This is a genomic window from Limnohabitans curvus (genome assembly GCF_003063475.1).
Classification (GTDB): domain Bacteria; phylum Pseudomonadota; class Gammaproteobacteria; order Burkholderiales; family Burkholderiaceae_C; genus Limnohabitans; species Limnohabitans curvus.
The window spans coordinates 2274172-2292716 of record NZ_NESP01000001.1; the positions used below are offsets into that span (position 1 = coordinate 2274172).

The following is an 18545-nucleotide window of genomic DNA, read 5'->3' on the forward strand; positions in this document are numbered from 1 at the left end:
GCTTGAACCCAAAGAAAAAGCCGCTCAGCAGAGCGGCTTTTTTGTGAGCGATGCCGGCGTGATTAACGCAGCACCAGCACTGGCACGGTGGCGTGCGTCAGCACTTGTTGTGTCTCGCTGCCCAGCAGCAAGCGCTTGATGCCACGACGACCGTGTGAGGCCATCACGATCAAATCGGCTTTGTGTTTCTTGGCGGCGGCAATCAAGGCGTCAGACACGATGTCAGACTTCACAACCACGGCCTTGGTCGTGACACCTTTGGCTTTGGCAGCTTTGACCACAGCGTCCAACACTTTTTGCGCGCCGTCAGTCCAACCTTTTTCAATTTTCGAAACTTCAGTCGCAGTCAAAGGCAAGGAGCCTTCGAAGTAGCTTTGCGGGTAACGGGGCGTTACTTTGACAGCGACCAGCTCGGCGCCGCTCAGAGCAGCCAGTTCAATCGCGCTGGCAATGGCTTTTTTGGACAAGGTCGAGCCGTCGGTGGCCACCAAAATTCGTTTGTACATAAACTGCTCCTTTTGTTAATTTCAACTAAAGCTTAACGCATGTTGTGCGTCTCGTGTTGATACACGTCAAGCTCTGGCAAGACGAAACCGTTAGGCTACATCCCTTATGCATTCTGATTCTTCCATGGTTGAACTGCTAGACGACCGCCAAGAGTGGTTGCGTTTTAGCCAACCACACAAACCCACCCTCCAAGGCGCTGACGACTGCTGGGATTCGCACGTGGTGATCCAAGGCATGCACTGCGCTGCTTGTGCTTTCACGGTCGAAGAGGCGCTCATGTCCGTGCCGGGTGTGCAATCCGCTGAGGTCAATGCTGCCACGCATCGCGCCAAAGTTGTGTGGTCTGCCGCACGCGTGACGCCATCGGCATGGATGGCGGCCATTGCCAAAGCAGGCTATGGCGCTCTGCCAGCGGCCGACAGCAGTTTGCGCCAGGCCCGCCACGAAGAAAGTCGCCGGGCTTTGTGGCGTTGGTTGGTGGCTGGCTTTTGCATGATGCAAGTGATGATGTATGCCTATCCCGCGTATGTGTCGCGCGAGGGCGACATCACGCCTGATATGGTGTTTTTGTTGCGTTGGGCGTCATGGGTGTTGACGCTGCCCGTGGTGTTTTTCTCGTGTGGCCCGTTTTTTGGCAATGCCTTGCGTGACATCCGTGCGCGCCGCGTGAGCATGGATTTGCCGGTGGCGCTTGGCATGGTGATCACGTTCTTGCTGAGCTCTGTCGCCACGTTTGAGCCCGAGGGTATTTTTGGTGCCGAGGTGTATTACGACTCGCTCACCATGTTTGTGTTTTTCTTGCTCACAGGCCGCTGGTTAGAACTGCGCGTGCGCGACCGCACGGCGGGGGCGCTGGAAGCTTTGATGAACCGTTTGCCCGACAGCGTGGAGCGCCAGTTGCCAAGTGGCGAGTTTGAGCGCGTGGCCGTGCGTCGCGTGATGGTGGGTGATGTGATTCGTGTGTTGCCGTCAGAGAGCTTTCCTGCCGACGGCGTGATTTTGCAAGGCCAGACCTTGGCTGATGAGGCCTTGCTGACCGGCGAGTCACGCCCGCAAGTGCGTGGCGTGGGCGACACGGTGGTGGCGGGCAGCCATAACCTGAGCGGCATTGTGACGGTGCGGGTGGTGCAGGTGGGCGAGGGCACGCAGTTCTCGCAAATCGTGTCTTTGATGGAAAACGCTTCGCTGCAAAAACCCCGCTTGGCGCAGTTGGCCGATCGCATTGCCAAGCCCTTTTTGGTAGGTGTGCTGGTATTGGCTGCACTCTCAGCTGTGTATTGGTGGCCCACCAACCCTGGTCACGCCTTGATGGTGGCAGTGGCAGTGCTGGTGGTGACGTGTCCGTGTGCCTTGTCGCTCGCCACACCGGCGGCCATGCTGGCCGCGGCGGGTAATTTGGCGCGCCACGGTGTGCTGGTGCGCAACCTGCAAGCCTTGGAGTCATTGGCTGAAATTGACACCTTGATTTTTGACAAAACAGGCACGCTCACCCAAGACGGTCAGCGCGTGACGCAGGTGATGACGGCAGAAGGGGTGACGCCAGCGTTCGCCTTGGGCTTGGCTGCAGCGTTGGCCAAACATTCGCTGCACCCCTTGTCACGAGCGCTGGTGCAAGCGCATGAGTCTGCGAGGGATGTTGCTGCACCGGACGTTCAAGATGTAAACGAAATGATTGGTCAGGGCTTGGAAGGGTACCTAGACGGACGTTTGCGCTTGGGGTCGTTCACGTTTTGCGCACCAAAAACCAAGGGAATACCCGATGCGGCGGGTGTTTGCCAAGTACACTTATGCAGTGAAAACGAGTGGCTTGCCAGCTGGCAACTGTCTGAAGACATACGTGCCGACGCGGTCCAAACCGTGAAAGCATTGAAAGACCTGAATGTGGATGTGTGGTTGCTCTCGGGCGACCAGCCTGAGTCAGCTCAGCAAGTCGCACAGCAGGTGGGCATTACCCAAGCATTTGGGGCGTGTACGCCGCAAGACAAGCTCTCACGTATGCAAACTGCGCAGTCGCAAGGCGCGCGGGTGGCGATGGTGGGAGATGGCCTCAATGATGGCCCTGTCTTGGCCGGTGCCCATGTGTCGATGGCGTTTGGCAATGCGGTGCCCTTGGCTCAGTCCAAATCGGACTTGGTCTTGATGGGCGGCAGCTTGTTGGTGGTGGCGCAAAGCGTCAAGTTGGCGAGGCACACCCTGCGGGTGGTGCGGCAAAACTTGTTGTGGGCTGCGGCTTACAACGCTTTGTGCGTGCCGTTGGCCGTGGTGGGCTTGTTGCCCGCATGGCTGGCTGGGTTGGGAATGGCGTTGAGCTCGTTGTGGGTCGTATTGAATTCTTTACGACTCACCAAAGGATTTTGATGGATATCTTGTATTTATTGATTCCGCTGTCGGTGTTGTTGGTTCTCTTTATTCTGGGCGGCCTTTGGTGGGCTGTTCATCGAGGCCAGTTCGACAGCGTGGAGCAAGAAGGCGAGCGTATTCTTAGAAACGATTGATATGAATCAATAACTCGCAAGAGTGATTTGAGGATACTGGTTTGAAAATGAAAGGTGACCGATGAACTCATCAGAGCAAGCCGTTTACAGCGATACCGTTGTACGGCAGTTTTCCATCATGGCGGTGGTTTGGGGTGTGGTTGGCATGTTGGTGGGCGTGATCATCGCTTCTCAACTGGCTTGGCCCGAACTGAACTTTGGCATCCCTTGGTTGACCTATGGCCGCTTGCGTCCATTGCACACCAACGCGGTGATCTTTGCGTTCGGCGGCTGTGCGCTGTTCGCAACCAGCTATTACGTGGTGCAACGCACCTGCCATACGGCCTTGTTCCTGCCTAAATTGGCTGCTTTCACCTTTTGGGGTTGGCAGTTGGTCATCTTGGCGGCAGCGGTTAGCTTGCCTTTGGGTTTCACCCAAGGTAAGGAATACGCTGAGCTCGAGTGGCCCATCGACATCTTGATTGCTGTGGTGTGGGTTGCCTACGCTGTGGTGTTCTTCGGTACGGTTGGCACGCGCAAGGTCAAACACATTTACGTTGCCAACTGGTTCTACGGTGCGTTCATCATTGCGGTGGCCTTGCTGCACATCGTTAACAGCGCGGCCATTCCTGCCGGCATGATGAAGTCTTACTCTGCTTACGCTGGCGCACAAGATGCGATGGTGCAGTGGTGGTACGGCCACAACGCGGTGGGCTTCTTCTTGACCGCTGGCTTCTTGGGCATGATGTATTACTTCATCCCTAAGCAAGCAGGTCGCCCTGTGTACTCGTATCGCTTGTCGATTGTTCACTTTTGGGCTTTGATCTTCACTTACATGTGGGCGGGTCCTCACCACTTGCATTACACCGCGTTGCCTGACTGGACTCAGTCGGTCGGTATGGTGTTCTCTTTGGTGTTGTTGGCACCTAGCTGGGGCGGCATGATCAACGGCATCATGACTTTGTCTGGCGCATGGCACAAGCTGCGCGACGACCCTATCTTGCGTTTCTTGATCGTGTCTCTGTCGTTCTACGGCATGTCCACCTTCGAAGGCCCCATGATGGCCATCAAAACTGTGAACGCTTTGAGCCATTACACCGACTGGACCGTTGGCCACGTGCATTCAGGTGCTTTGGGCTGGGTGGGCTTGGTGTCCATGGGCTCTATCTACTATCTGATTCCTAAGTTGTTTGGCCGCAAGGAAATGTTCAGCGTCAAGGCGATTGAGGTCCACTTCTGGTTGGCCACGATCGGCATCGTGTTGTACATCGCTGCGATGTGGATTGCCGGTGTGATGCAAGGTTTGATGTGGCGCGCGATCAACGCCGACGGCACATTGACTTACACCTTCGTCGAGTCAGTCAAAGCGACTTATCCGTTCTACGTGATTCGTATGGCCGGTGGTTTGTTGTACTTGACAGGCATGGTCATCATGTTGTGGAACGTGGTCAAAACTGTGACCAGCGGTAATACCGTGAGCGTTGCCATTCCAGCACCTGCACACGCCTGAGGAGAAATAAATGTCTGATAACAATTCCAAAGGCTTCTCCCACGCGAGCGTGGAGACCAATAACTTTTTGATGATCGTGTTGATCTTGATCGCCGTCGCTTTTGGCGGCTTGGTTGAGATCGTGCCCTTGTTCTTTCAAAAGTCCACCACTGAGCCCGTCACTGGCGTGAAGCCTTTGACTGCGTTGCAGTTGGCTGGCCGCGACATCTATGTGCGTGAAGGTTGCTACAACTGCCACTCGCAAATGATCCGTCCTTTCCGTGCCGAGACATTGCGCTACGGCCATTACTCGGTGGCTGGTGAGTCTGTGTATGACCACCCCTTCCAATGGGGCAGCAAGCGCACCGGTCCAGACTTGGCTCGCGTGGGCGGCAAATACAGTGACGAATGGCACCGTGTTCACTTGAACAACCCACGTGATGTGGTGCCAGAGTCCAACATGCCTGAGTACCCATGGCTGTTGAAGAACACGGTGGACGCAGCAGCAATGCCCGCACACATGAAGGCATTGCGCACTGTGGGCGTGCCTTATACGGATGAAGAAATCGCTAAGGCCTCAGAAGACGTCACGGGTAAAACCGAGATGGAAGCTGTGATTGCTTTCCTCCAATCACTGGGCCTCGCGCTCAAATAAGGAGACACCCCATGGATGTCAATGATCTGCGAATCGCGACCACGTTGATTTCGTTTGCCGTGTTCATCGGCATCATGGTGTGGGCTTTTTCTCGACGTAACAAAGAAGATTTTGAGGCAGCATCAAAGCTGCCCCTCGATCAAGACTAAGGCCTAGAGGCCTTTGTAAAGGAATCGAATCATGAGTGATTTCACAAGTAATTTTTGGTCGATCTTCGTATCGTCCATCTCCATTTTTGGCATCGTGTACTGCGCATTTTTGCTGTGGTTCTCGGCCAAAGTCAAAGTGTCAGCGCACGAAGAAGACGGCACAACTGGCCACGTCTGGGACGAGGACTTGCGTGAAATGAACAACCCCCTCCCACGTTGGTGGCTGTGGCTGTTCATCATCACCATGGTATTTGCTGTGGTGTACTTCATTGCTTACCCAGGCTTGGGTGGCTATGCCGGCAAGTTGGCTTGGACATCGCAAGGTCAATACGAAGCTGAAGTGGCCAAGGCCAACCAAGAACTCGAGCCTTTGTATGCAGCGTTCAACGCACAAACACCCGAACAACTGTCGCAAGACCCCAAAGCCATGGCTGTGGGTGAGCGTTTGTTCATGAATAACTGCGCACAGTGCCACGGTTCTGACGCCCGCGGTTCAAAAGGCTTCCCCAACTTGACCGACAGCGATTGGCTGCATGGCGGCACGACTGACAAAATCAAAGAGACACTCACCAAAGGTCGCATTGGTCAAATGCCTCCTATGGCCGCAGCTGTCGGAACACCTGATGACATCCGTAACGTGTCGCACTATGTGTTGAGCTTGTCTGGCAGCCCACATGACTCCGTGCGTGCCGCTTTGGGTAAGTCGAAGTTCGGTGCTTGTGCTGCATGTCACGGTCCTGACGGTAAAGGTATGCAAGCCATGGGCTCGGCTAACTTGACCGACAAGATCTGGTTGCACGGCTGGGGCGAAGAAGCCATCACCGCGATGATCAACAACGGTAAGGTCAACCAAATGCCAGCACAAGAAGGCCGTTTGACTGAATCACAAATTCACGTGTTGACCGCCTATGTTTGGGGCTTCTCGAATAAACCTGCTGTTGCGAAGTAAAACGCTTTGAACTCTGCTGACGACTCCAAGCAGCGCAAGACCATCCCCATCGTTCCAGAGCCTTCGGGCTCTGCGGACGAGGCGATGGTCTCGCTTTATGCTGCATCGAAAAAAATCTACCCTCGCTCTGTGGAGGGTATCTTTGCTTATTGGCGCTGGATTTTGGTGGTCCTGACGCAGCTGGTGTTTTACGGTTTGCCTTGGTTTGAGTGGGGCACACGTCAAGCGGTGCTGTTCGATTTGGCGTCGCGCCGGTTTTATATTTTTGGTTTGGTCTTGTACCCGCAAGACTTTATTTATCTCACGGGCTTGTTGGTGATTTCAGCCTTGGCGCTGTTTTTGTTCACGGCAGTGGCGGGGCGTTTGTGGTGTGGTTATGCCTGTCCGCAAACGGTTTACAGCGAAATTTTCTTGTGGATTGAGCGCAAGGTCGAAGGCGACCGCTCCGCCCGTATGCGCTTGGACGACGCAGACTTCTCGTTGGAGAAGTTGGTTAAGAAGTGGTACAAGCACATCATCTGGATCTTCTTGTCGATCTGGACTGGCTTCACTTTTGTGGGTTACTTCACCCCCATCCGTGAGCTGGCAATGGAGTTTTTCCTGACGCAGATGAGTTCATGGGAACTGTTCTGGGTGTTCTTCTACGCCTTTGCCACGTATGGCAATGCGGGCTTCATGCGTGAGCAAGTGTGTAAATACATGTGTCCTTACGCGCGCTTTCAAAGCGCCATGTTTGACAACGACACACTCATCGTCACGTATGACACAGAGCGTGGCGAACCACGTGGCCCACGTTCTAAGAAAGCCGAAGCAGGAGCTTTGAGCTTGGGTGCCTGCGTGGACTGCACTTTGTGTGTGCAAGTGTGTCCCACCGGCATTGATATCCGCGATGGCTTGCAATACGAATGTATTGGCTGCGGTGCTTGTGCTGACGTGTGCGACACCGTGATGGACAAGATGGGCTACGCCCGTGGTTTGGTACGCTACTCCACGCAAAATGCGATGGACAACAAGTGGACGCCTCAACAAATCTGGCAACGCTTGATGCGGCCTCGTATTCAGATTTACACCATGATCTTGGTGGCGGTGACGGTGGGTTTATTTGTTTCACTCAGTTTGCGCACGCCCTTTAAGGTTGATGTGGTGCGTGACCGCTCAACCTTGTCTCGTATCACCGAATACGGCACGCTGGAAAACGTGTACCGTTTGCAAATCATGAATGCGGCTGAAACTGTTCAAACGTACCGCTTGTCCGTCAAAGGCTTGCCCGGTTTGAAAATCACGACCGATACTGAGGTGATGGTGGACCCTGCACAAGCCCGTTGGGTGGTATTGCGAGCCGATATCCCTTATGGTTCTGTCGAAGGCGGTTCGCACAAAATCACGTTTGAAATCCAGGCCCTGGGTACGGATGACTTCGTGGTCGAGAAATCTGTGTTCATCGTTCCTAGGTAATGCATCATGAAACAAGACACACCTGATACCAAACCTTGGTGGCAATACGGCCATGTATGGCTCATCATTGCGGGGCCTGCTGCAGTGGTTGTGGCTGGCTTCATCACCTTGGCGATTGCGATTCGCATTCCTGACCCCGTGGTGGCCGATGACTACTACCGCCGAGGTTTAGACATCAACAAAACCTTGGCAGCAGAAAAAGACATGCAGTTGGCGCCCGCCATGCAGGCGCGCAACCATGTGGTGACCCCCAAAGCTGAATCAGCTAAGCCAGACACCCCCGCGAAAACCCCATAACTTTTTAGCGCATTCAGCCCTAAACTGAATTAGTTCCTTCTCAGGAGAATCAGAATGTTGGCTCAGCGAATGATGTGGATTGCATGGCCCGCCTTTTTAGTGGCGGGTGTTTTGGAAATGCTGGTGTTTGCATTTGTAGACCCGCAAGACATGCAATGGTTTGGTCAGCCCATTGAGCTTTCACGACAAGGTGTGTACACCTTGTCGTTTTTTGTTTTTTGGAGCATCACAGCGGCATCAAGTGCTTTGACAACCTTGCTCTCGGTGTCGCCATTTGAAATGAACCGTTGCCCGTTGGTGCCCACCGAGCGTCCAGATGGTTGCCCCAAGCAAGAGGCGTGTTGCGAGCCTGTTGCGGTTTAACCTGGCTGACAGGTTTGTGCGTTCACGATAAGTTTGAGCGCGTCTGGATTGAGGATGCGCACGTGGCGCTGCTTGACCTCAACAATGCCGTCTTCCACAAATTTAGAAAACGTGCGGCTCACGGTTTCTAATTTGAGTCCTAAGTAGCTGCCAATCTCTTCACGCGTCATTCGCAAAACCAATTCTGACTGAGAGAAACCCCTGGCGTGCAAGCGTTGCACCAGGTTCAGCAAGAAGGCGGCTAAGCGCTCTTCAGCCCGCATGCTGCCCAGCAGCAACATCACCCCGTTTTCACGCACGATTTCACGGCTCATGATTTTGTGCACATGACGCTGCAGCGAAGTGATTTCGCGTGACAACTCTTCAATGCGATCAAACGGCATCACACACACTTCAGCGTCTTCGAGCGCGACAGCATCACAGGTGTGGTGGTCGCTCACGATGCCATCTAGGCCAATGATTTCGCCCGCCATTTGAAAGCCCGTCACTTGATCGCGGCCATCCTCAGATGAGATGCGTGTCTTGAAAAACCCTGTGCGAATGGCGAACAGCGCGTTGAACTTGTCACCATTTCTGAAAAGGTTATCACCGCGAGTCACTTTGCGACGCGTCGCCACCACCTCATCCACACGTTCCATTTCGCTCTCATTCAAGCCCAAAGGCATGCAGAGCTCTCGCAAATTGCAGTTGGAACAGGCGACTTTGATACTGGTGGAATTCATGGGTGCTGACAGTCGTTTGTGTTGATGCAGGTCAACTTTTTAATGTGCCTGCACGCCTATTATGGAGCGCAAATTTAGGTGTGAACTTATGCATTCTCTTGTCCTCAATCCAGAACTTTTACGGCGCTATGACGTGGCTGGGCCGCGCTACACCTCGTATCCCACGGCAGACCGATTTGTGGAGGCGTTTGGTGAGGCTGACTACTTGCAAGCGCTAGAACAACGCCGCGATGGTGTAGGCGCAAAAGCCTACCCCTTGTCGCTGTATGTACACATCCCGTTTTGTGAGTCGCTGTGTTATTACTGTGCGTGTAACAAAATCATCACCAAGCACCATGAGCGTGGCGCCGAATATTTGCGTTATCTAGAGCGCGAGGTCGATCTCAACATTGCCCACTTAGGTCAAGGCCAAGTGGTGTCGCAGCTTCACCTCGGTGGCGGCAGCCCTACGTTTTTGAGCGATGCAGAGTTGGCGCAACTCATGGCCATGCTGCGCCGCAATTTTCAGTTTGCGCCCGGCGGTGAATACTCGGTTGAGATTGACCCACGCACGGTCACGCGGGAACGATTGGCCGCTTTGGCAGAGCAGGGTTTTAACCGTTTGAGCTTTGGCGTGCAAGACTTTGAACCCGCCGTGCAAAAGGCGGTGCACCGCATCCAGCCCGCAGAGCAAGTGTTTGATTTGGTGGCGGCCTCGCGCGAGCTGGGGTTTGAGTCGGTCAACGTGGATTTGATTTATGGCTTGCCCATGCAAACGCCTGAGACCTTTGAGCGCACGCTGGGCCAGGTGGTCAAGCTTCGTCCAGACCGCATCGCGTTGTATGCCTATGCCCATTTGCCCGAGCGCTTCAAACCGCAACGCCGCATCCATACCCAAGACTTGCCACCTGCGGCCTCTAAGCTGGTCATGCTTTCAAGTGCCATGCGCGTGCTGATGGACGCGGGCTATGTGTATGTGGGCATGGACCACTTCGCATTGCCCACTGATGCGCTGGCGGTGGCCAAGCGTCAGGGCCGTTTACACCGCAACTTTCAGGGCTACAGCACGCAGCCTGATTGCGACTTGATCGCCCTAGGCGTGTCTTCCATTGGCCGTGTGGGTCCGACCTTCAGCCAAAACGTGAAAACATTGGACGAGTACTACGACTTGCTTAACCAAGGCCGCTTGCCCGTTGCGCGTGGCATGGCCCTGACGCGTGATGACTTGGTGCGCCGCACCGTCATCATGGCGCTGATGTGCCAAGGCAGCGTGCTGTTTGAATCGGTGGAGTTGTCGCATTTGGTGGACTTCAAGCAGTATTTCGCCCCAGAGATCAAAGCGTTAGAGGCGATGCAAGAACAAGGTTTGTTGACCATGGATGACGCTGCTATTCACGTGACTGAGCTGGGTTGGTTCTTTGTGCGTGGTGTGGCCATGGTGTTTGACAAATACCTGCAAGCCGACAAGAACCGCGCAAGGTTCTCTAAAATCATCTGATGAACACAACTTTGGCCCTTACCGCACTCCTCATGGGGCTCGCGGGTGGGCCGCACTGTTTGGCCATGTGCGGTGCGGCTTGTGCGGGCATTGGCCGTGCGGCCCAAAAGCAAACGGGAGGGCAGGGCACTTCGGCCATGCTCTTATTTCAATTGGGGCGCGTTGTGGGCTACAGCGCTTTGGGCGCATTGGCGGCCAGCACCATGCAAGGCGTGGGGTGGCTCAGCACACAGTCGGCGGTGTTTCGCCCCTTGTGGACGTTGCTTCACATCGTGGCCTTCATGGTTGGGCTGTTGTTGCTTTGGCGTGGTGAACAACCCATTTGGCTCGAAGGCTTTGGTCGCGGCATTTGGCGGCGTGTGCAGGCGATGACAGCGCACCTCAAATTGCGCAATGGCGGTGCTGTGGTCCTTGGTGTTTTGTGGGCCTTGATGCCTTGCGGTCTTTTGTACGGTGCGCTTTTGGTCGCTGCACTCAGCAACAGCCCCGTTGAAGGTGCTGGTGTGATGGCGCTCTTTGCATTGGGCAGCGCCGTGGTGTTGACGATTGGCCCATGGGTTTGGTTGCGCTTGCGAGGCGTACAAACCGTAGATGGCCGCAGCGGCGCATGGGGTGTGCGTTTGGCCGGGGCCGCACTCGCCGTCAGTTCAGGCTGGGCCTTGTGGATGGGCCTTGTCGAGTACCAAGCCCCGTGGTGCTTGGTGCCTCAGTAATTTCAGCTCGTGATGCCTTTGTAAAACATATAAGCGGCCAGCACATAAAGCACGCTGGCAAACACGCGTTTGAGTTTTTTCACGGGCAGCATGTGTGCTGCTTTTGCGCCTAGCGGGGCTGTGAACACGCTGCAAGCCGCAATGACAGTCAAGGCCGGCACCCAAATGAAACCAAACGCATCGTCAGGCAAACCTTGTACCGACATGCCGCTGATGATGTAGCCCACCACATTGGCCACGGCAATCGGAAAGCCCAAAGCTGCACTGGTGGCCACGGCGTTATGAATGGCCACGTTGCACCACGTCATGAATGGCACGCTGATAAAGCCACCGCCAGCGCCCACCAAACCAGAAATAAAGCCAATCACACCACCCGCGCCCATGAGGCCTGCGGTGGCTGGCACTTGGCGTGTGGGTGCGGGCTTCTTGTCTAAGAACATTTGCGTGGCTGAGAAGCCCACGAACAAACCAAAGAAGATGGCCAAGTAAGACCCCTTCAACAAGGCAAATACGCCCAAGCTGCCAATCATGCTGCCCAACACGATGCCGGGTGCCAAGCCTTTGACCAAATCCCAGCGCACTGCGCCACGTTTGTGGTGGGCGCGCACGCTTGAGATCGAGGTGAAGATGATGGTCGCCATTGACGTGGCAATGGCCATCTTGACGGCCAGGTCTGCGTCCACGCTACGTTGCGAAAGCATGAAGGTGATGAAAGGCACCATGATCATGCCGCCTCCAATGCCGAGCAGGCCGGCCAAAAAGCCAGTGCAAATGCCAAGCGCGGCGAGTTCAAGAATCAATTGGGGCTGGAGGTCCATGAGCGTGCAGGCCTTAAAGAGTAAAAGGTGTCTGCAAGGAGCCTCAGGGCCGTCATCCTGAACCGGGGGTTCAGGTGGGCGAGGTCAGGTCAACGTTGGGTTCATCTGACGCGAGACGATCACGCTCATCAACCGATGTTCCAAGCCCGAGCTCTATGAGCATTGGTTCAAGGAAATATAAAGCCCCAAGGACTTGCAGACGCTTAGATTGTAGGCGTGCTTAGATGAGCTGGTTGTCGCGTGCGAGCACCGCATCCATGCGCTGCAGCAAGTTGTGCAGGTCAGTGCTGTGTGCGCTGCCATCACCGCTGGCTTGTACAGCAGCAGCGGGGCGGTCGGTCAAGTCGAAAGCCAAGTTGAGGGCGGCGAGTACGGCAATGCGGTCGCGCGCTTTGATCTTGCCAGCATCGCGAATTTTGCACATGGCCTCATCCACTTTGCCCACGGCTTCGCCCAAGCGCGTTTCACCACCTTCGGGGCAACCCAGCACATAGCCTTGGCCCATGATTTGAACTTCGATTTGTTTCACGCGTTGTCCTTGGTCGTAGCCTCTGCGCCTTGGGGCAGTCGATCAATCAATGCGTCAATGCGGTGGCGGGCTGCGCCTAAGCGAGACTTCAGCAAGTCGCGCTCGTGCGTCAGCTCTTGAACTTGGGTCGCCAGCAAAGCATTGGTGCGCTGCAGTTCTTCGTGACGCAGTAGCAAATGCTCGACGCGCTGGGCAATTTGATCAATCAGGGGTGTTTGTGACATGGCCCAGACATTTTAAGGTGGCTGCAAGGTTAATCGTTAAAATTGTCAATGTTGGTGCTCGAGGTGTGGTTCACATGCCTCAGTTCAACGGGAAGCAGGAGGGTTGCGTCGATCAGCTCGACAAAAACCAAACCTGCGCTGCCCCCGCAACGGTCAAGCGGACGAGCCCTTTGGCTCCGCTTCTGTCACACAAGCCACTGAACGCCTTGAACAAGCGCTTGGGAAGGCGACAGAGGTAGTCTCCGCCAGCCCGGATACCGGCCAACAAGGTGGCGGTGCGTCTAAAACGCGCCGCTAAATCGCTCAAGCACTGTCGGGGAAGGCGGTGAGAGCACACAAAGTTGGTATTTAAATCATGAAGAAATCTATCCGTCTCCGTGCGCGTGCACTCGCGCGTTTTTCTGCGCCTGCGCTTTCTGTTTTGTCTTTGGCAGTTGCTGCTAGTGTTCAAGCGCAGGGCATAGAAGTTAATCCTGTGGTGGTTTCTGCTTCGCGCATGGAGCAGCCTTTGTCTGATGTGTTGTCGTCTGTGTCGGTCATTACCCGTGCAGATATTGATAAGTCGCAGGCTGTCACATTGGCAGATTTGCTGCAAGGAGAAGCAGGGTTTGAGTTTGGTCGTAACGGCGGACCTGGCGCTACAACTTCGTTTTTTTTGCGTGGGCAAGAAAGTAAAAGCGTGGTCGTGCTGATTGATGGCGTTCGATCGCAAATTGATGGTGCAGGTGCATTGACCATCACAGATTTGCCTCTGAATCAAATTGAGCAGGTTGAAGTTTTACGCGGTAATGCAGGAGCTTTGTACGGTGAGTCTGCCATTGGTGGTGTCATAAATATCATCACGCGGTCTCGTAAGGGCGCTCCTAAAGCATATGGTATTGCGACGATTGGGTCTCGTAAAACGGGAGATCTGAGCGTTGGCTATGGTGGACGTGCCGATGAAACCAGTTTTGACCTCAATGCAGGCGTTTCCGGTACCGCTGGTTTCTCTGCCATGAATGCTGATAAGAGCGCGAGCGTTAACCCTGATCGTGACGCTTATCGCAATCAATATGCAGCCGCTAAGGTTGATCAAAGAATCGATCCCACATTACGTGTTGGCATTCGTGGTAGTTTGAAGAATTCGGTCATTGACTACGACGACAGCAATTGGGGCTCAGGTTTAAAAACTGATACGCATCAATTATTAATAAAAACTGATTTGGTGGGAGGTTACGTCAATAAACGTTTGACGGAAAACTGGGTGACGAATTTTGATGCAACCGCGGCTAATTATTCATACGATGCAGTTAAGAATGGCTTAGTGGCATCAGATGGCTACTACGCAGGTCATCAAGATGTATTTCGTTGGTCGAATAACTACGCGATTCATTCCTCCACTACATTAAATTTTGGTTTAGATCAGTCAAATGAGAAGTTTCAGCAACGTAGCTCATATGACTTAAACAGGGACACAACAAGTTATTCATTGGGGATGACAAGCAAGTTGGATCGCTGGAGTCTTCAAGGCAATGTGCGCCGCGATGAGTTGACGATGAATCGATTGAGCGGCTCGGCTTTAAAGAAAGAATATGCCAACAATAACCACTTACTGGGGCTCGGCTACCAACTGTCTGAACCTTGGCGTCTAACTTCCACAATGTCTACAGCTTTTCGTGCGCCCACTGGCAGTGAGTTAGCGTACGGTGGTCCTAATTTGCTTCCTGAAACTCATCGATCCCAAGAGTTGGGTGTTGTCTACAGCGTAGACAAGGCGCTGATGCGAGTCGTTTACTTTCAAACCAAAACCCAAGATGCAATTGATTGGTTGACTAACGGCTACAACAACGTCGGAGAGGTTCGCAATCGAGGGTACGAGTTCACTGCTCGACTTGATGTTTGGGGTAACAACATCAAAGCTTCCTATGTGTCTCAGGATCCTTTGAACGTGACGGGTAACTATTTACCAGGTCGTCGCGCTAAGCAGTATGGTTCTTTTGATATTTCTCGTTGGATTTCTGGCTATGAAGTTGGTACCAAATTTGTTGGTGCATCTGATCGCGGTGATATCAATAGCAGCAGCTCGGGAACTTTAGCCGGTTACACCACATGGACTTTCTATGCGAGTCGCAAAATCGATACCGATTGGACTGCCCGTGTGAAATTAGAAAACGCTTTCAATCGAAATTACGAATTGGCGGGTGGCTACAACACCCCAGGCCGAGGTATCTTTGCAACCTTGCAATACCAACCCAAGTAAATTGAATGCTTGATCTATACCCCCAACGCATCGTCTGCCTCACCGAGGAAACGACCGAGTGGCTGTACATGCTGGGGGAAGAGGCGCGCATTGTGGGCATCTCGGGTTACACCGTGCGACCGCGCCGTGCGCGTGATGAGAAGCCCAAGGTCAGCGCGTTCTTGAGCGCCAAGATTGACAAGATCTTGGCGCTCAAGCCCGATTGCGTGTTTGGGTTTTCTGATTTGCAGGCGGACATCGCGGCCTTGCTCATCCGTGCGGGTGTGCAGGTCACGGTGTTCAACCAACGCAGCGTGGACGAGATTTTTTCGATGCTCTACCAAGTTGCTGCGATGGTGGGTCAAGCCGAGCAGGGCTTGCAACGTTTGCAGCAAATGCGTACCGAGTTAGACGCCATTCAAGCAACTGCGGCCACATTCAAGCGCCGACCCAAGGTGTATTTTGAAGAGTGGGACGAGCCGCACATCAGCGCGATTCGTTGGGTGTCTGAGTTGATTGGCATCGCGGGTGGCGACGATTGCTTTCCTGAGTTGGCGCAAATGCCCATGGGCAAAGACCGCATCATTGCCAAAGGCCAAACCATCGTGGACCGTGCGCCCGACATCATCATTGGCTCGCTGTGCGGCAAAAAGTTTCGCCCTGAGAAAGCCGCTGCACGCGAGGGTTGGCAAGACGTGCCAGCGGTTCGGAATCACCAAATTTTTGAAATCAAGTCCGCCGATATCTTGCAACCAGGCCCTGCGGCCTTGACCGATGGTGTGGCGCAGTTGCACCAGATCGTGAAGCAGTGGGAGGCCACTTATGCGTAAGCGCTCGCCGAACGAGCGCATGGCTGTATGGTGCGTGCGGTGGTTCCTTATGGTCATCACCAGTTTCACCTGCCTCGCGCAAGCCGTGATGCTCCGCGATGACCGCCAGATAGAGGTGACCATTACCAAGCCACCGCAACGCATCGTCAGCCTGTTGCCCTCACTCACCGAGACAGTGTGTGCTTTGGGGCAGTGCGAAAAACTGGTGGGCGTGGACCGTTATTCCAATTGGCCCGAGAGCATTGCCAAGTTGCCGCGCATGGGCGGCGGCATCGACCCTAATATTGAAAGCGTGGTGGCGGCTAAGCCCGACTTGGTGTTGATGGCCACCTCGGCGCGTGGTGCAGAGCGCTTTACTTCTTTGGGTTTGACGGTGTTAGCGTTGGAGCCTCGCTCGCATGCCGATGTGCAGCGCGTCATGCGCATCGTGGCCCAGGCTTTGGATGTGCCGGTGGCTGAGAGTGACCGCGTGTGGCGTCACATCGATGCGGCTGTGAATGCAGCCGCACAATCTATTCCAGCGCAGGCCAAAGGCCAGCGTGTGTACTTTGAAGTCAGCCGTGCGCCTTATGGTGCCAGCGAATCGTCGTTCATTGGTGAGACCTTGCAGCGCTTAGGCGCGCGCAACATCTTGCCTGCATCGCTCGGCCCCTTTCCCAAAATCAATCCTGAGTTTGTGGTGCGTGCGCAGCCTGACATCATCATGGTGGGCGACAGCAACTTTGCCGACATGGCCACGCGCCCTGGCTGGCAGAACATGCGGGCTATGCGCACGCAACGTGTGTGTCATTTCAAGTCAGAAGAATCCGATGTGTTGGTGCGTGCGGGCCCGCGCATGGCCGAGGCCGCGCGTTTGATGGCGAAATGCTTGACTGAGAAAGGCCAACCATGACGACGCACGGTGCGCGTTGGTCCCCTATGCTGGTGGCTTTGAGCTTGCTGGTGTTGTGCGTGCTCGGCATTGCTTTAGGCAGTGCCGTAGGCAGCACAGGGTTCGAGAGTTGGCTCAGCGCCATGCACGACGACACGGCTTGGCAAATCGTGTGGGACATCCGTTTGCCGCGCAGCGTAGGCGCTTGCGCCGCAGGTGCATTGCTGGGGCTTGCAGGCGCGTTGGCGCAGGGCTTGTTTCGCAATCCCTTGGCAGATCCGTATTTGTTAGGCAGTGCCTCTGGTGCATCGTTGGGCGTGGCGGTGGCTTTGGCCCTGTTTGGTGGCAACCCGTTTGCCACAGAATTTTTGGTACGCCTGGGGTTAACAGGCGCAGCGTTTGTAGGCGCAGTGTTGGCCGTGATGCTCACGCTGGTGTTGGCGCGTGGCGTGCAGCACACGCTGCGTTTGTTGTTGGCGGGTGTGATTGTGGGTGTGGTGTTGGGTGCGTTGGCGTCACTCATCACCCTCATGCGCCCAGATGTGTTGCAAGGCATGCAAGGGTTTTTGTTGGGCTCCACCAGTTTCATCGGTTGGAACGCTTGCGTGTTGATGCTGGGCGTGTTGCTGGTGTGCGTGGTGTTGGCCTTCGCGCTGAGCCGCGTGTTGGACGCTTTGAGTTTGGGTGAGTCCACTGCGTTGAGTTTGGGCTTGCCGCTCGCGCCCGTGCGTGTGGCGCTGGTGTGTGTGTTGGCGTTGGCTACCGGCACAGCGGTGGCACAAACGGGCTTGGTGGCGTTTGTCGGCTTGGCTGCGCCGCACTTGGTGCGCTCTCTGGTGAAGACAAAACACAACTGGGTCGTGTTGTTGTCCGCCTTGATGGGCGGCGCGTTGTTGCTGGCAGCTGACCTGCTCGCCCGCATGCTGTTGTCGCCCCAAGAGATGCCCGTGGGCGTGCTCACTGCGGTGTTGGGCGGTGGTTATTTGCTCTGGCTGATGTACCGCAGTCAAACGGCGAGGGCTGCATGATGCATACACCGCTGATGGCTTTGCAATTGCGCGATGTGCATGTGTCTCTTGCTGGGCAAGCGGTGTTGCATGGCATCGATCTGTCGTTTGTGGCAGGCCGCTGGACCAGCATCGTTGGCCCCAACGGTGCTGGCAAATCCACTTTGCTCAAGGTCATGGCGGGCTTGCTTCCCGTCCGTGGCCGCATCTTTTTGTTTGACCAAGAGTTGATGGCCATGGACCGCAAGCAGCGCGCGCAGCAACTGTCATGGTTAGGTCAAAACGAATCAACCTCTGACGACTTGCGTGTGTGGGACGTGGTCATGTTGGGTCGTATGCCGCACCAAGACTGGTTGGCAGCACCCAATGCCCATGACCATGCCGTGGTAGAAACCGCGTTGAAAGCTACACAAGCGTGGGATTGGCGCGAGCGTTCGATTGGCCAGCTCTCAGGCGGTGAACGTCAACGCGTGTTGCTGGCCCGTGCCATGGCCGTGCAAGCGCAAGTGATGTTGATGGACGAGCCACTTGCCAACTTAGACCCACCCCACCAAGTGGATTGGCTAGAGCAAGTGCGCTGCTTGACTGCGCAAAACACCACCGTCATCAGCGTGCTGCACGAAGTGGGCATGGCTTTGCATGCAGACGACATGGTGGTCATGCAAGCAGGCCGCGTGGTGCACCAAGGTGCGTGCGCCGATGCCGCCACACACCGTGCCGTCGAAGCCGTGTTTGACAAACGCATTGCCATTCACTCGCTGGATGGCCAGTGGGTGGCCGTGCCTAAGCTTTAACAAG

General features: G+C 55.0%; 21 protein-coding genes and 1 riboswitch. Of the genes, 16 read left to right on the top strand and 5 right to left on the bottom strand.

The window, feature by feature from the left end; all coding sequences use genetic code 11:
* Positions 1–62: 62 nt before the first annotated feature.
* On the bottom strand, positions 63–506 hold the full coding sequence (locus B9Z44_RS11390; protein ID WP_108359092.1) for a universal stress protein: 444 nt from the start codon (positions 504–506) through the stop codon (positions 63–65).
* A 106-nt stretch (positions 507–612) separates the two neighbouring features.
* On the opposite strand from B9Z44_RS11390, the gene B9Z44_RS11395 reads away from it, so the two are divergent.
* The 9 genes from B9Z44_RS11395 to B9Z44_RS11435 all read left to right on the top strand — a co-directional run bounded on the left by B9Z44_RS11395 (position 613) and on the right by B9Z44_RS11435 (position 8338).
* A complete protein-coding gene (locus B9Z44_RS11395; RefSeq protein ID WP_108402491.1) occupies positions 613–2865 on the top strand; it encodes a heavy metal translocating P-type ATPase in 2253 nt (750 codons plus the stop codon).
* Positions 2865–3002: a cbb3-type cytochrome oxidase assembly protein CcoS gene (ccoS, locus tag B9Z44_RS11400; RefSeq protein WP_108359090.1), complete on the top strand. Its 138-nt coding sequence runs from the start codon at positions 2865–2867 to the stop codon at positions 3000–3002. The genes B9Z44_RS11395 and ccoS overlap by 1 nt, the downstream gene beginning before the upstream one ends.
* 61 nt (positions 3003–3063) lie before the next feature.
* Positions 3064–4491, top strand: a complete 1428-nt coding sequence (gene ccoN / locus B9Z44_RS11405) for a cytochrome-c oxidase, cbb3-type subunit I (RefSeq protein ID WP_108359089.1) — start codon at positions 3064–3066, stop codon at positions 4489–4491.
* A gap of 10 nt (positions 4492–4501) precedes the next feature.
* A complete protein-coding gene (gene ccoO, locus B9Z44_RS11410; RefSeq protein ID WP_108359088.1) occupies positions 4502–5125 on the top strand; it encodes a cytochrome-c oxidase, cbb3-type subunit II in 624 nt (207 codons plus the stop codon).
* An 11-nt stretch (positions 5126–5136) separates the two neighbouring features.
* Positions 5137–5274, top strand: coding sequence for a cbb3-type cytochrome oxidase subunit 3 (locus B9Z44_RS11415; protein WP_108359087.1), 138 nt, complete (start codon positions 5137–5139; stop codon positions 5272–5274).
* A 31-nt stretch (positions 5275–5305) separates the two neighbouring features.
* Positions 5306–6223 carry a cytochrome-c oxidase, cbb3-type subunit III gene (ccoP, locus tag B9Z44_RS11420; protein WP_108359086.1) on the top strand — a complete coding sequence of 306 codons (918 nt, stop codon included), beginning with the start codon at positions 5306–5308 and terminating at the stop codon, positions 6221–6223.
* 84 nt (positions 6224–6307) lie between these two features.
* Entirely contained in the window at positions 6308–7678 is a 1371-nt protein-coding gene (ccoG, locus tag B9Z44_RS11425) for a cytochrome c oxidase accessory protein CcoG (protein WP_108402907.1), read from the top strand.
* A 6-nt stretch (positions 7679–7684) separates the two neighbouring features.
* Complete coding sequence (locus tag B9Z44_RS11430) at positions 7685–7975, top strand: FixH family protein (RefSeq protein WP_108359085.1); 291 nt, start codon at positions 7685–7687, stop codon at positions 7973–7975.
* A 54-nt stretch (positions 7976–8029) separates the two neighbouring features.
* On the top strand, positions 8030–8338 hold the full coding sequence (locus tag B9Z44_RS11435) for a hypothetical protein (protein WP_108359084.1): 309 nt from the start codon (positions 8030–8032) through the stop codon (positions 8336–8338).
* On the opposite strand, the gene fnr is transcribed toward B9Z44_RS11435, so the two are convergent.
* Entirely contained in the window at positions 8335–9072 is a 738-nt protein-coding gene (gene fnr / locus B9Z44_RS11440) for a fumarate/nitrate reduction transcriptional regulator Fnr (RefSeq protein WP_255416734.1), read from the bottom strand. The two genes, B9Z44_RS11435 and fnr, sit on opposite strands and share 4 nt — an antisense overlap.
* Before the next feature lie 76 nt (positions 9073–9148).
* On the opposite strand from fnr, the gene hemN reads away from it, so the two are divergent.
* The gene (hemN, locus tag B9Z44_RS11445) at positions 9149–10537 is read left to right on the top strand and encodes an oxygen-independent coproporphyrinogen III oxidase (RefSeq protein ID WP_108359082.1); all 1389 of its coding nucleotides are present in this window, start codon (positions 9149–9151) and stop codon (positions 10535–10537) included.
* Positions 10537–11250, top strand: coding sequence for a sulfite exporter TauE/SafE family protein (locus B9Z44_RS11450; RefSeq protein WP_108402492.1), 714 nt, complete (start codon positions 10537–10539; stop codon positions 11248–11250). The genes hemN and B9Z44_RS11450 overlap by 1 nt, the downstream gene beginning before the upstream one ends.
* 2 nt (positions 11251–11252) lie before the next feature.
* Here B9Z44_RS11450 and B9Z44_RS11455 read toward each other — a convergent pair whose 3' ends face one another.
* The 3 genes from B9Z44_RS11455 to B9Z44_RS11465 form a co-directional block, all read right to left on the bottom strand.
* Entirely contained in the window at positions 11253–12068 is an 816-nt protein-coding gene (locus B9Z44_RS11455; protein ID WP_108359080.1) for a sulfite exporter TauE/SafE family protein, read from the bottom strand.
* Between the two features lie 220 nt (positions 12069–12288).
* Positions 12289–12597 (bottom strand): cell division protein ZapA, encoded by a 309-nt coding sequence (locus B9Z44_RS11460; protein ID WP_108359079.1) that lies wholly within the window; start codon positions 12595–12597, stop codon positions 12289–12291.
* Positions 12594–12821, bottom strand: a complete 228-nt coding sequence (locus B9Z44_RS11465) for a DUF904 domain-containing protein (protein ID WP_108359078.1) — start codon at positions 12819–12821, stop codon at positions 12594–12596. Before B9Z44_RS11465 ends, B9Z44_RS11460 begins: the two co-directional genes overlap by 4 nt.
* Before the next feature lie 35 nt (positions 12822–12856).
* A riboswitch (cobalamin riboswitch) is annotated at positions 12857–13101 on the top strand.
* 75 nt (positions 13102–13176) lie between these two features.
* Here B9Z44_RS11465 and B9Z44_RS11470 point away from each other — a divergent pair.
* Genes B9Z44_RS11470 through B9Z44_RS11490 form a run of 5 tightly spaced genes read left to right on the top strand, consistent with a single transcriptional unit; the run spans position 13177 to position 18541 of the window.
* Positions 13177–15060: a TonB-dependent receptor domain-containing protein gene (locus B9Z44_RS11470; protein ID WP_108402493.1), complete on the top strand. Its 1884-nt coding sequence runs from the start codon at positions 13177–13179 to the stop codon at positions 15058–15060.
* A 5-nt stretch (positions 15061–15065) separates the two neighbouring features.
* Positions 15066–15869: an ABC transporter substrate-binding protein gene (locus B9Z44_RS11475; RefSeq protein WP_108402494.1), complete on the top strand. Its 804-nt coding sequence runs from the start codon at positions 15066–15068 to the stop codon at positions 15867–15869.
* A gap of 19 nt (positions 15870–15888) precedes the next feature.
* A complete protein-coding gene (locus B9Z44_RS11480; protein ID WP_370444586.1) occupies positions 15889–16761 on the top strand; it encodes an ABC transporter substrate-binding protein in 873 nt (290 codons plus the stop codon).
* On the top strand, positions 16758–17768 hold the full coding sequence (locus tag B9Z44_RS11485) for a FecCD family ABC transporter permease (protein ID WP_211308705.1): 1011 nt from the start codon (positions 16758–16760) through the stop codon (positions 17766–17768). Before B9Z44_RS11480 ends, B9Z44_RS11485 begins: the two co-directional genes overlap by 4 nt.
* On the top strand, positions 17768–18541 hold the full coding sequence (locus tag B9Z44_RS11490) for an ABC transporter ATP-binding protein (protein ID WP_108402909.1): 774 nt from the start codon (positions 17768–17770) through the stop codon (positions 18539–18541). Before B9Z44_RS11485 ends, B9Z44_RS11490 begins: the two co-directional genes overlap by 1 nt.
* Positions 18542–18545: the final 4 nt, after the last annotated feature.